A 12,248-nucleotide genomic window follows, 5' to 3' on the forward strand; every position below is an offset into this window, starting at 1 on the left:
TTAAAAGTCTACAACCGTTATTCCCGCTCCGCCAAACTGCACATGCTCGTCCTTACAGCTTGTTACATTGGGTACCGACTGTAGATATTGCCTTATCAGTTGGCGCAATATTCCGTTGCCCTTACCATGCAATATGCGTACACGCGACATACCTACAAGTATGGCATCGTCTATAAAGTGCTGCACAGCATTCAGAGCCTCGTCGCCACGCATGCCGCGCACGTCCAAATCCTGATGGAAATTCAATTTGTGCGAGTCTATAGTCTGTCTTGTCTCCTTGCTTATGCCGAATGTGGCAGGTTGTGTTGTCTCTGGAGTCTTTGTTGTATGCTCCAGTCTCGACATCTTCACCTTTGTTCGCACATCTCCAAATATCACAGTGGCTTCCTTTCCACTTATAGCCTCAACAGTACCAACCGTAGTAAGTCCGCGCATACGCACATTGTCACCCACACAGAAGGTTTGTTGCTCTGCCAATGCCGATGGAGTAGGAAGCTTGGTGCCTATAGTTGTTGGCTTGCCCGTATTCTCCTTCTTCTCCTTCTTTCGTTTCTCTCGGCGTTCCTTGCGTTCCATAATCTGTCGCATCTTCTTTTCTATTAGGTCGTCGGCCGATTTAGTATCTATCTCGCTCACGTCCTCCTTAAATGCGTTCAGCTCCTCACGCAGTCGCTTCGTTTCTTCCTTTTCGGCTTGGCACTCACGTATCTCGCGTATAGTGTTCTCAATATTGCGGTTGCTCTCCTTCAGCAGTTCTTGTGCCTGCTCTTTAGCCTGTCGCAATATCTCCTTGCGTTTCTGTGCCAGTTCCTTTATTTCCTCCTCATACTTCGCTATTGTCTTCTCAAGGTCTTTCTCGCGTTGATGCACGTTCTGTCGCTTGTTTTCCCAGTAGCGTTTATCGCGAACAATGTCCTGCAGATATTTGTCACTCTGTATATAGTCAGAGCCAACAATGTCGCTTGCCTCGCGTATCACCTCATCGGGTATTCCCGTCTTGCGTGCTATTTCTATTGCAAACGACGATCCTGGCTGACCAATAGCCAATTGGAATAATGGTCGCATCTCGTGTCTGTCATATAGCATGGCACCGTTTGCTATGCCGTCATGCGAGTCGGCATAATGCTTTAAGTTCTGATAATGGGTTGTTATTACGCCCCATGCATGTTTCTTTACAAATTGGTTTAGCACAGCTTCTGCCATGGCACCACCTATCTGTGGTTCGGTACCAGTACCAAACTCATCTATTAATAATAATGTGTTCTCGTTGGCTTGCTTCATCATGTTCTTCATGTTCAGCAAGTGAGAAGAGTAGGTAGATAGGTCGTTCTCTATACTCTGCTCATCGCCAATGTCTATCATTATGTCTGCAAAGATGCCCACCTTAGAACGTTCGCTTACAGGAATAGATAGTCCGCATTGCAGCATATACTGCAACAATCCAACCGTCTTAAGACATACCGATTTGCCGCCAGCATTAGGTCCCGAGATAATAAGTATATGGCGGTCTTTCGTCAGCATTATGTCAAGAGGAACTATAGGCTTATCCTGCTTCTTAAGCGCAAGCCACAATAAAGGATGTTTAGCCGTAATCCAGTCTACAACTGGCTTTGCACTAACTTCCGGCTCAATACCATTGGTTAGACGTGCAAATTCGGCACGCGCACGTATAAAGTCAATCTCTGCCAACAGCTGATAGGCGTATATAATGTCATCCACATGCGGACGCACCAGCTTCGAGAATTCGGTAAGTATCACTATAATCTCTCTTCTCTCGTCTGCCTCAAGCTCTCTGATGCGGTTGTTGGCTTCAACCACTTCGGTAGGCTCTACAAACACCGTCTTACCAGTCGACGATTCATCATGTACAATACCTTTAATGCGTCGTTTCATAGCTGGCACAATAGGCACAACCAATCTGCCGTCACGTAGGGTAGGCGTTACGTCCTTTTCTACAAGACCCTCGCTTTGTGCCGCACGCAGTATATTATATAATGTACGCGAGACGCTGCCTTCTGCCTTACGCAGTTGCGAACGTATCTCTGCAAGTCGTGGTGAGGCTGTATCCTTAATCTTTCCATACTTGTCCAGAATCTGGTCAATACGTCTTATAAGGTCAGGAAAGGTCAGCACGTTCTCTGTAAGAGCGTGCAGAGTAGGGTAGTCGTAGTTGCCATCGTCATCGCTTCTGTTCAGAAACTTCACAATACCAGCAATCGTCTCCAATGAGCGTCGCAGGTCAAATATCTCGTTTTCCTCCAAATGCGTACCTTCTATGCGTATTCGCTTAATAGAAGCACGCATGTCAAAGAAATACTGAAGCGGAAAGTCATCAGTTTCCTCTTGCATGCGTCTAAACTCGCGCGTCTGTCTTAGTGCAGTGTTTATCAGCTCTGCATCATTGCCGAAAGCCATGACATCCACCTTGTCTTTACCAAGTTGACTAAGGCAGTATCCCTTCAATAGCGATCGTATTTCGCTAAACTGTATCTTGTTTTCAAAATTGCTTGGATAAATCATGCTGCAAAGTTACTTATTTTCATCCAAACAATCCCCATTAATCCTATTTTATCTAATTTATTGTTTTCCTCTCAGCTCTTCTATCAAGTCATTAACGATATATGTATCACTCATCAGATGCAATCCAAGCTCTTTGTCATGCAACATACGGCAGACATCCGAGTCGTAGAATATCTGTAGTGCACGGTCTGTAGATATATGCAACGTATAAGCCAATTGCGCTATTATACGAGCTATTTTGTTCCATAATAAGAAGTCTAACATAACTATACCCTTTCGTATGATTTAAACAACAAATATTTATCTACAATCTCTTGGCTTAATATACAAATCTGGTAGTTGGGCTTGTGGTAAACCAACTGTCGAAGAGTGTGCTCTACATCAGCATAACCATTTATATAGGCTTCTACTGCATCAATGACACGGTCGTCAGCAACACCGCCTTCAATAACGTCATAACCGTTCCAAGGCTGCTTGCCTTTCCTGCTGTCAACAATGAAGTCAAGCCATTCCTTATCGTAAGCATCTAATCGTTTTACCTTGCAGTCTTGTGGTAGAGTGAATTCATAAGTATTCACTATTGAATTTTCCGCTCGTCTGACCATTTTTATACGGACAGCCCATTTGGATGCTTGCTCAAATAATGGTGTAAGGTAGAAACCTGAACCGAAATCCAAGTCTTTTCTGCCAATGCTTACCACGGGATGCTCAACAATGACATTTGAACCGTGATATAATATTTGCTTTTCCACTATTCTTCTCTTTCCCAATTTTTAAGAGCCTCTACCACTTCATTTGCTACGGCTTCACGACTCTCGGTATGTAGCGTGTCATAGCAATTTTGAATAAGATTCTTTATTAGTCCAACTTTATCTAACCTTCTTCTCATTTCAGATGGTGATATTCCCATTTTCTGTGCCGAAGCCTCGATTGCCAATACCGTGAAGGCTAGACGATCGAAGTCGGGCGTACTTTTCAGTAATAATTCTCTATCCTCCATATATTTATTATAAAAAATAACGACCGTTTATGCCGTAGGAGGCACGGTCTCCGAACCGTACCACGCAAGTAGCATGTTTTATTGTCCTTTGCTTATAAATGATATTCTGTGCAAATATATCGATTTCCCTTGATACACCACTCGTTTTGTGGTTAAATAAACGAAAAAAAGGAAGTCATTTTTGACTTCCTTTATAGCGGAGAGAGAGGGATTCGAACCCCCGGTACCTCTCAGTACGCCGGTTTTCAAGACCGGTGCATTCGACCACTCTGCCATCTCTCCATAGGGTGCTGGATCCGATAGATATAGTCTTGCTATATGTTACGACTCGTTATGTCGTCTTGCTTATTTGCGGGTGCAAAGGTAGTAGTTTTTATTTAATCTGCAAAACTTTTCGCCACTTTTTTTTGAAAAACATGAAAAAATGTTGAATGAGGGGACATAAGAACAAGATTCGTTGCTTGCGGTTTTAAGACATGAGAACATAAGAACAAGAGAACATGATTTCCTAGCGGTTTTTAATTTCTAACTAAATAATTCACAATGCGCATCGCGCATAATTCAAAACTCAAAACTCTTAATTCCTAATGCGCACCGCGCACCAACTCGTAATTCGTAATTCAAAACTCCTAATTCATATTATATTATTATATGGCAACAATTAAATTAAAATTTCGTCCCTCATCCGTTCCCACCACTCAGGGAACCATCTATTATCAAGTGATTCACAACCGAAGTGTTAAGTGGCTCACCACTCATTGTCATGTCTACTCATGCGAGTGGGATAGCCTTAATGCCTCAATAATTATTCCTCCCGACACCTCCCGACGTCAGGAACTGCTATATATGCAGAGCTGCTTGTCTTGGAATCTGCGTCAGCTTAAGACTATTGTCAGTAGGTTGAGTGCCAGTTCAGAAGGCTTTTCTTTCGACTCCATGACCGAAGCCTTCCTTCATATCCCTCCATACAAGTCGGTCTTCATGTTCCTGCACGAGCAGGTGCTACGACAAGAGCGCATGCAGAGATATGGCACCCTCAAGACCTACACCAACGCCTTTCTGCGGTTCAAGGAGTTTCGCAACGACATCGATCTCACCTTCAACCTCCTCACCCCCGATATGATAGAAGAGTACGAGGCATGGCTCATCAACCGAAACCTGAAGCAAAACACCATCCGCTTCTACCTACGCACGCTCAACACCCTATTCCATAAGGCAATAGTCGAGGGACTAATGCCCGATGACAGCCGACTCTTCAGCAGAGTGCGCCTTGCATATGTCACTACTACCAAGCGAGCCATCTCCGAAACAGCCATCCGCGCCATACAAGGGTTGCAACTGCCTCATGGCTCCATCTTGTCTTTAGCCCGTGATATATTCATGTTCAGCTTCTATATGCGTGGAATGCCCTTCGTCGACATCGCCTTCTTGCGCAAGTCTGACCTAAGGAATGGCATGTTGGTATATTGCCGTAAGAAGACCAACCAACAGCTGATGGTGGAGTGGGAGAGCGAACAGCAAGAGATTGTAGAGCGATATGCCCGCCAAACAGAGTCGTCGCCTTATATGCTGCCCATAATAAACAAGGTAGATGGCACAGAGTATCGCCAGTACCAACGAATGCAAGAGAATGTCAACCGTGCGTTAAAGAGGATAGGCAAAATGATAGGCTTAAAGATGCCACTTACCACGTATGTCGCCCGCCATTCATGGGCAAGTATGGCACGAGATATGAATATCCCCATACCCATTATCAGCGAAGGCATGGGGCACCAGTCGTATAAAACCACACAGGTTTATCTCAACTCCATCGACACGTCTCGTATAAACCAGGCAAACCGTGACATAATACGACGAATAAGTAAAAGGAAATAAATATGGTGCGTGTCTTCTAATGTAAGACAAGATTTGATTTACAAAGGTACGCTTTTTCTTGTATTTACGATTATTTTAATCTGTTTATTTTTCTCCTTTATATAAAATAGTATAGAAATGTTTAACAAATGTGATACTATTTTCATGATAAAGGCTTGATATTATGAGGAATTGCAGCTTAATCTTGTCTTACATTAGGAGACACGATACTACATATCGAGACACAAAGCCATAAAGTTGTAGATTGTGCGACAGTCAACCTCGTTTGTAATGTCAATCATTCCGCATCCTTGACTGGACAATATGTACATATCAAGAGTATGATTTTATGAATACTGTTATTGTGAGAATGGAACAGTCGCCTCAGGTGGTGGTTGCCAACAGAAACATAAAGTAGAACAAGAAAATGACGCAGGTATGCTCTCTTCCTTCTTCTACAGCCGACGTGAACGATACATATAACAACAAGCGTTTACCAAAGGGCATCCATATAGTCGGAGCTGATAATAAGTCGGCTTCGAAAGTAGGAGGAATGTCCAATAACGAGACTTCCACCGAAGCTCCATGGGGTTATATATACATACAGCATATGTCGGCTGGCACATTTGAACAGAAACTCGAGACTCGTAAACTTGAAGGTGATTATAAGCCAAAGTGCTTCATCCATCGCACTCTGCATTATAAGAAGAAACCAAACGGCAAGGGCATAATGAAAGAGGAAAAACCCACCATCAGTGGTCTTGTCTTCTTGCAAGGCACCACCAATCAGTTACGATCTTTCCTCTCACTCAACTTCCCCAAATACTATTTAGTCAACAATTGCAGTACTGGCCAGGCAGCCAGTATCCCCGACAGCTTGATGCGTCCCTTTATGAAGATAATGTCAGAAGAGCCAGAGCGCATCACCTTCTTGCGCGACCCCTTCATCAAGTTTGCCAAAGACCATGTCAAGTTACGTGTTCTCACTGGCATCTTCAAAGGCCGCGAAGGCTATGTAGTACGAGTATTACGCGACCGTCAACTCGTTATGGATTTCTGTGGCTATGCGGTAGCCATAAGCAATGTACATAGAGAGGATTTCGAAATCGCAGAGTAACATAAAGACATAAGATCATGTTTTTTTAGACATAAGAACATAAGAACATGATTCGTTGCTTGCGGGGTAAAGACATGAGAAATGAAGTATCATATATTACTTTGCCATTTATATTATATTAAATGCCACTTTAATATATATTAAATCACCAAGTATATTATATTACTTTTCTTACGTTGTCCGCAAGGAACGTAAGACTCCTTATATCCTCCAAAAGTGCCGATACAAAGGACTATGCCCTAAATTGAGTACAAACGAAAATTCTTGCTCAGGCAAGCGGCAAAGCCGATTACAAAAATCAAAATTCAAAATATGCGAGATTTTAAAGACATTAAAGTTGCAGTAGCTGGTACTGGCTACGTAGGACTTAGTATTGCGACCCTTTTGTCGCAGCATCATCATGTAACAGCAGTAGACGTAATCCCCGAAAAGGTGGAGAAGCTCAACAATAAGATTTCACCAATTCAGGATGATTATATCGAGAAGTATTTGGCTGAAAAGCCATTGAACCTTGTAGCCACTCTTGATGGCAAATCGGCTTATGCTGATGCCGACTTTGTGGTAATCGCAGCTCCTACCAATTATGATCCAGTAAAGAATTACTTCGACACCACTCATGTAGAGGAAGTCATCGACCTCGTATTGGAAGTTAACCCTGATGCCATTATGGTCATCAAGAGTACAATCCCCGTTGGCTATACCCGCAACCTCTACTTAAAATACGCCCAGAAAGGAGTAAAGAAGTTCAACCTCCTCTTCTCCCCAGAGTTCCTTCGTGAGAGCAAAGCCCTCTACGACAACCTCTATCCAAGCCGCATCATCGTTGGCTACCCTAAGATTATCAATAAACCCGAGTTCGAAGCCGAGAACAATGCCATCGAGTCTGTAACAGATGTAGAAATGCTTAAAGAAGCAGCTCATACATTTGCTGCTCTCTTGCAAGAAGGAGCCATTAAGGAAGAAATTCCGACATTGTATGTCGGAATGAAGGAAGCCGAGGCCGTGAAATTGTTTGCTAACACTTACCTTGCACTTCGCGTCAGCTACTTCAACGAGCTCGATACTTACGCAGAGGTTAAAGGTCTTGATTCAAAAGCTATCATTGAAGGTGTAGGTCTTGACCCACGTATCGGCACACATTACAATAATCCTTCATTCGGTTATGGTGGCTACTGCTTGCCAAAGGACACCAAGCAGCTATTGGCTAACTACCAGGATGTACCTCAAAACATGATGTCCGCTATTGTAGAGTCAAACCGCACACGCAAGGACTACATTGCCGATGCAGTACTTCGTAAAGCAGGCTGGTACGATTATTCAAGCAACAATCAATACGGAGTAGAGCAAGGCAACTGTGTTATCGGAGTCTATCGCCTTACAATGAAGTCTAATTCAGATAACTTCCGTCAGTCAGCCATCCAGGGTATCATGAAGCGCATCAAGGCAAAAGGTGCAGAGGTAATCATTTATGAACCCACATTGGAAGATGGTACAACATTCTTCGGAAGCAAGGTTGTTAACAATCTTGATGAGTTCAAGGAACAGAGCAAAGCCATCATCGCCAATCGCTTTGACGATTGCCTCAAGGATGTAGAAGCAAAGGTATATACACGCGACATCTTCCGCCGAGACTGATTCAACATTGCGCACAGCGCAAAGTAAATCAGTAAAATCTGCAGAATCTGTATTCAAAAAACGAATACGGATAATTCTGATTATTCTGATGCTTCGCCTTGAGCCAGTATATCAGTAAAATAAGCAGAATCTGTATTCAAAAAACGAAAGCGGATTATTCTGATGCTTCGCCTTGAGCCAGTAAATCAGTAAAAATATGCAGAATCAGTATTCAATAATATATGAATACGGATTATTCTGATTAAACTGATGCTTCGCCTTGAGTCAGTATATCAGTAAAATCAGACAAATCCGTATTCAATCTTAATAGTAGCAGCGGTATCTTACCGCTGTCTCCAGCAAGCAACTCTCTATGCTCTTGCATCAAGGTTCCTGTCCTCTGTACTCCCTCACCACATCAAACCCAGGACAAAAGGGTTTGTGTGGATCAAGGTCAGAGTGTCCTACTATCAACGCTTTCGGATAACGTTTATGCAACTCACTAAGCAACCTTTTCAACGCACTCTTCTGTGCTTCCGTTCTGGTGTCGCAAGGAGTTTTGCCGTCAACGGCAAGCCCTCCTACATACGCAACACCGATTGAATGGTTGTTATGATTCTTGCAATGCGCTCCGATCTGCGTTTCAGACCGTCCTCTCTCAATGGCACCGTCAGTAGGAATCACATAGTGATACCCACATCCACGCCAACCGAGCGAGCGGTGGTAGCGGTCAATATCCGCCATTCTGATAGTGCAGCCCGCCTTATTGGCGGTGCAATGCACTACAATCAAGTTTATCGTTCTCATACGATAAGCATTCTACATTTGTGTCATGGCACCGCCAGCGGCGCCCGACACAATCAGTTCAATCACTCGCAGCACATAGAGTGCCACACGTTTCCAGTTGATTTTCATACTTGTAGTCTTTAGATACATTAATAAAATGAGTTTCATAATTCACTATCAGTTAAAGGTTACTTTTCAGCCGAAGAAGTGATAGAGGTAGGCTTTAGTTTTCCGTTCGGAGTGAGATACACATCGCTTACACCCCCGTAGCTGTCAACAGCATTCAGATACGCTTCCTCGCCCTGATACTCAGCCAACAAGTTGTTCTCACAAATAAGGCACTGTGTGGAGATTAGCGTCTTACCGCTCTGTTTGCGTGAGTGAATCCACACCATACCATGGTCGCCGAAGTCGTTGTCTGCCTGTGCTGCAAGATGTTCCTCCTGCACCGAGAAACCTTTTGCGTCAACAAGTGAAAGGAGCTTTGCCTCGCTACTCTTGTCGAGTACAATACAACAGGCATCCACCTCCGCCATAGGGATGTTGGTCACTTCGTTCACCACTTGATGTACCAAGAAATAAGTTATTTGGTCACCATAATTGTACTGCTTGTTGTTCTGCACCACAGCATTAGAGAACTCTGTAACAGTAGTCGTTTCGGTGATGTTAAGATTCCCCAGTTTGATGTCTGTTACAGCCTTCTTGCCCTTTCCGCTTACGGCAATCGACCTAACAGTACCGTGAGTAATCTCGTAAGGGGCTACGATGCACATTCCTGCATTAACCTCAGCCTTGGTCAGGTACACAGGAGTCATCGAGAGATTGGTCGACATAAACTTGTTGTAGTCGTTGCGACCGTTACGAGTACCACCAAAAGCAAGTTTCATGTAAGGTTGCAGCACTTGATACTCGCGAATGATGTTTGCCCACTTCAAGCGCTGCTTTTGTTGAAGTTCGGTCTTCGCATTTGTAGTTTGGGTGATTTTCTCAGACACTACGGTCTGACCACCGTTCTGTCTGAAGGTAAGGTTACCTGCAGAGCCATTGAGTTTGGAAATAATTCCAGTAAGTCTTGCCATAATAATTTGAATTTAAGTGATTAAAAAATACAGTTTGGTTACGTTTTCGTTTTGTTAGTTTCCATTTCGTACTTCGCTGTCTCTTCGTGTTTGTTCCGATGTATTGTCGATGTATCTATCATTGTTCTTCGATCCCCGAACGGAGCTCGAACGGAGCCATAACGGAGGATGAACGGAGTTCGAACGAGAACCGATCGAAGAGCGAACGAGAACAGAACGAAGAGCGATCGAGAAACAATCAAGAACTGATCGAAGAATAAAGCGTAGCATAACGCTTCATTACATGCTTGTTTGTTGGATTACGATTTCTTTTCATTGTCTTGAATTTTAGAAAGTTAATACGATAGTTTTGAACCAATACGGCTATTGATGCCTTCTTGATTACACTGGCAAAATTAATATGCATTTTAAGGATTTGTTCTCTTTTATGTTGGTTTGCGTAAAAAAGAGATGATAGGCACGAAAAAAATGCGGCAAAAACACGGAATGTTAAAAAAAGAATAGTTATGTCAGAAAACAATACATCAAATACCAATAATCTCGGATTGGAAAATGTGGAAGAATTAACACTCTATTCCTACATTCCCAATGAGGCAAGTGTGAGACGTTATGTCAAGCTATTTTGCGAGTGTCACGCTATGAACGAAGTTTATAGTGTCATATTCTTTATGTTACTGAATGAGGAGGATGTCTCTTACAGTGTGGCTATGTCAAAGAACTTCATGCATGCCGTACAGCCATTCGTGTCCCACATTAAGAATGACATCAAGTACAGCACCTGGCGAGACAATATACAAAGACTATACGATAAAATCAAGGCGAGTCATCAAGCCAGTATCGTTTATAAGACAAAAGGTACACATTCTATGAGGCAAGTGGATGTCCCGTCTCGCCATGTCAACGGCAATGTGTCTGTATTAGTTAAGGGTAAGTCAACTGAAATTGTTGATGTATTGCGTTATGGCGCAGAATTTAAAGGCGTGAAATGTCAGATAGCAAAACCGAGAACATTGGCGGAGAAGAGATTAAAAGGTGTGGTAATCAAAGCAATACAATTAAGTGGCGACGCGCGGAAGGTAGCTGGGGTAGTATTTCCGTGGGTTAACGCCCAAAAGCAGTTGAAACAAGCTATCCCCATAACTACAATGGCTTCAGAAATTGCTGCCCATAGTGTTGTTCTTGGATCCGGAACTCCTGACATTTATATAACCAAGATGGTCAAGAAAAAAGAAAAGAGTATGACATTTAAGATTCTAGGCAAGCGGTTGTATTAACAGAAGTAAAAAAATGAAATCATAACTCCTAACTCTTAACTCAAATATGACTCCTATAGATAGAAAAGAAATGCGCAAGCAGATGTTTGCAGAAATGGAAGAGAAACTGTTTAAGGACAGCAAACCCGAAGACAGTTCCTTCTACTATCACTCTTCCGAAGATCGTATAGTGTTATCTCATGCTCTTTTCTGGGTAATGACACAAAACATAAAAGGCAAGATGGCAAAGCAGAAGTTCCTCTTGTTGCTCCGTCAATATCAGGAAGAGATGCTCGAAGCATACCTCACTTTATCCCCCAACTTCAACGACTTGCTTCACTATTGCAATGTATTTTACGATATGCTGCCCAATATCCTTATGAGTAGCACATTCCGTAACGACAAAGATGCCCGCAGATTGTCTGCAATAGCTCTTGTTGCCTGTGGTTATGGTGGCGACATGCCCGAATCTCTTTGCAATGAACTGCTCGACGACATAGACTTCTATTATAACAAAGTTAAATGTCGCAAGATAGAACGTATGCTGCCAGCACTTAGCAAGATGGTGATAGAAGAGCAAAATGACTTTGCAAAACGACATCCCGGCATATTGTAAGAACATTCAACATTGCGCACAGCGCATAATTCAACATCGGCTTCGCCGACAATTCTTGCTTAGGCAAGCGGCAGAGCCGATTACAACATTCAAAACTCAAAACTCAACATTGCCGTAGGCTTCAATTCTCAATCGCATGCGTAGCAGCGAATAACTCAAAATTCAACATTCAAAACTCAAAATTCCTAATTGGCATTGTCGAGCGAAGAATTTTCGTGCCAACGAGTGCAGAGCCAAACTTGTTTGAGCTATGCCGAGTGCAGCCGAAAATCACTTGCGTGTAAAATGTATGAAACTTTTTCGATAAGTCATGAGCAAAGCAAGCTTGCTTGAACTTTGCCATGGCGAGAAAAAGTATGTAATACTTAATAAACAAGTAAAATTTTTAACATCTCAATATATAGGCACT

General features: G+C 42.9%; 12 protein-coding genes and 1 tRNA gene. 5 read left to right on the top strand and 8 right to left on the bottom strand.

Annotated features, from left to right (window positions below; genetic code table 11):
- From C9991_RS13495 to C9991_RS13515, 5 genes are all read right to left on the bottom strand, one after another.
- Positions 1 to 2,520: an endonuclease MutS2 gene (locus C9991_RS13495; protein WP_106813044.1), complete on the bottom strand. Its 2,520-nt coding sequence runs from the start codon at positions 2,518 to 2,520 to the stop codon at positions 1 to 3.
- Positions 2,521 to 2,577: 57 nt separating this feature from the next.
- On the bottom strand, positions 2,578 to 2,784 hold the full coding sequence (locus C9991_RS13500; RefSeq protein WP_106813045.1) for a DUF3791 domain-containing protein: 207 nt from the start codon (positions 2,782 to 2,784) through the stop codon (positions 2,578 to 2,580).
- Positions 2,785 to 2,786: 2 nt separating this feature from the next.
- A complete protein-coding gene (locus tag C9991_RS13505; RefSeq protein WP_232823350.1) occupies positions 2,787 to 3,290 on the bottom strand; it encodes a DUF3990 domain-containing protein in 504 nt (167 codons plus the stop codon).
- Positions 3,272 to 3,520 (bottom strand): DUF3791 domain-containing protein, encoded by a 249-nt coding sequence (locus C9991_RS13510; protein WP_106813046.1) that lies wholly within the window; start codon positions 3,518 to 3,520, stop codon positions 3,272 to 3,274. Before C9991_RS13510 ends, C9991_RS13505 begins: the two co-directional genes overlap by 19 nt.
- Before the next feature lie 197 nt (positions 3,521 to 3,717).
- Positions 3,718 to 3,802, bottom strand: a tRNA-Ser gene (locus C9991_RS13515).
- Positions 3,803 to 4,171: 369 nt separating this feature from the next.
- Between C9991_RS13515 and C9991_RS13520 the strand changes: the two genes are divergently transcribed.
- From C9991_RS13520 to C9991_RS13530, 3 genes are all read left to right on the top strand, one after another.
- Positions 4,172 to 5,395, top strand: coding sequence for a tyrosine-type recombinase/integrase (locus C9991_RS13520; protein WP_106813047.1), 1,224 nt, complete (start codon positions 4,172 to 4,174; stop codon positions 5,393 to 5,395).
- Positions 5,396 to 5,801: 406 nt separating this feature from the next.
- The gene (locus tag C9991_RS13525; RefSeq protein WP_106813048.1) at positions 5,802 to 6,491 is read left to right on the top strand and encodes a hypothetical protein; all 690 of its coding nucleotides are present in this window, start codon (positions 5,802 to 5,804) and stop codon (positions 6,489 to 6,491) included.
- 312 nt (positions 6,492 to 6,803) lie between these two features.
- A complete protein-coding gene (locus C9991_RS13530) occupies positions 6,804 to 8,126 on the top strand; it encodes a UDP binding domain-containing protein (RefSeq protein WP_106813049.1) in 1,323 nt (440 codons plus the stop codon).
- Positions 8,127 to 8,489: 363 nt separating this feature from the next.
- Here the strand turns inward: C9991_RS13530 and C9991_RS13535 are convergent, their stop codons facing one another.
- The 3 genes from C9991_RS13535 to C9991_RS13540 are packed head-to-tail and all read right to left on the bottom strand — an operon-like array spanning position 8,490 to position 9,970.
- Positions 8,490 to 8,912, bottom strand: a complete 423-nt coding sequence (locus tag C9991_RS13535) for an N-acetylmuramoyl-L-alanine amidase (protein WP_106813050.1) — start codon at positions 8,910 to 8,912, stop codon at positions 8,490 to 8,492.
- A 12-nt stretch (positions 8,913 to 8,924) separates the two neighbouring features.
- Entirely contained in the window at positions 8,925 to 9,059 is a 135-nt protein-coding gene (locus C9991_RS17190; RefSeq protein WP_255414804.1) for a hypothetical protein, read from the bottom strand.
- A 20-nt stretch (positions 9,060 to 9,079) separates the two neighbouring features.
- Entirely contained in the window at positions 9,080 to 9,970 is an 891-nt protein-coding gene (locus C9991_RS13540) for a hypothetical protein (RefSeq protein ID WP_106813051.1), read from the bottom strand.
- Between the two features lie 506 nt (positions 9,971 to 10,476).
- Here C9991_RS13540 and C9991_RS13545 point away from each other — a divergent pair.
- Together C9991_RS13545 and C9991_RS13550 are read left to right on the top strand one after the other, a co-directional pair.
- A complete protein-coding gene (locus C9991_RS13545; RefSeq protein ID WP_157949484.1) occupies positions 10,477 to 11,244 on the top strand; it encodes a hypothetical protein in 768 nt (255 codons plus the stop codon).
- 46 nt (positions 11,245 to 11,290) lie between these two features.
- Positions 11,291 to 11,839: a hypothetical protein gene (locus C9991_RS13550; protein WP_106813053.1), complete on the top strand. Its 549-nt coding sequence runs from the start codon at positions 11,291 to 11,293 to the stop codon at positions 11,837 to 11,839.
- Positions 11,840 to 12,248 lie beyond the last annotated feature (409 nt).

This window comes from Prevotella merdae, from assembly GCF_900290275.1.
Taxonomy (GTDB): Bacteria; Bacteroidota; Bacteroidia; order Bacteroidales; family Bacteroidaceae; genus Prevotella; species Prevotella merdae.

What these genes read in the sequence shown, in the direction of transcription:
- C9991_RS13495 (WP_106813044.1), bottom strand. Translation starts at nt 2,520, where the DNA reads ATGATTTATCCAAGCAATTTTGAAAACAAGATACAGTTTAGCGAAATA.
- C9991_RS13500 (WP_106813045.1), bottom strand. Translation starts at nt 2,784, where the DNA reads ATGTTAGACTTCTTATTATGGAACAAAATAGCTCGTATAATAGCGCAA.
- C9991_RS13510 (WP_106813046.1), bottom strand. Translation starts at nt 3,520, where the DNA reads ATGGAGGATAGAGAATTATTACTGAAAAGTACGCCCGACTTCGATCGT.
- C9991_RS13520 (WP_106813047.1), top strand. Translation starts at nt 4,172, where the DNA reads ATGGCAACAATTAAATTAAAATTTCGTCCCTCATCCGTTCCCACCACT.
- C9991_RS13525 (WP_106813048.1), top strand. Translation starts at nt 5,802, where the DNA reads ATGACGCAGGTATGCTCTCTTCCTTCTTCTACAGCCGACGTGAACGAT.
- C9991_RS13530 (WP_106813049.1), top strand. Translation starts at nt 6,804, where the DNA reads ATGCGAGATTTTAAAGACATTAAAGTTGCAGTAGCTGGTACTGGCTAC.
- C9991_RS13535 (WP_106813050.1), bottom strand. Translation starts at nt 8,912, where the DNA reads ATGAGAACGATAAACTTGATTGTAGTGCATTGCACCGCCAATAAGGCG.
- C9991_RS17190 (WP_255414804.1), bottom strand. Translation starts at nt 9,059, where the DNA reads ATGAAACTCATTTTATTAATGTATCTAAAGACTACAAGTATGAAAATC.
- C9991_RS13540 (WP_106813051.1), bottom strand. Translation starts at nt 9,970, where the DNA reads ATGGCAAGACTTACTGGAATTATTTCCAAACTCAATGGCTCTGCAGGT.
- C9991_RS13545 (WP_157949484.1), top strand. Translation starts at nt 10,477, where the DNA reads ATGTCAGAAAACAATACATCAAATACCAATAATCTCGGATTGGAAAAT.
- C9991_RS13550 (WP_106813053.1), top strand. Translation starts at nt 11,291, where the DNA reads ATGACTCCTATAGATAGAAAAGAAATGCGCAAGCAGATGTTTGCAGAA.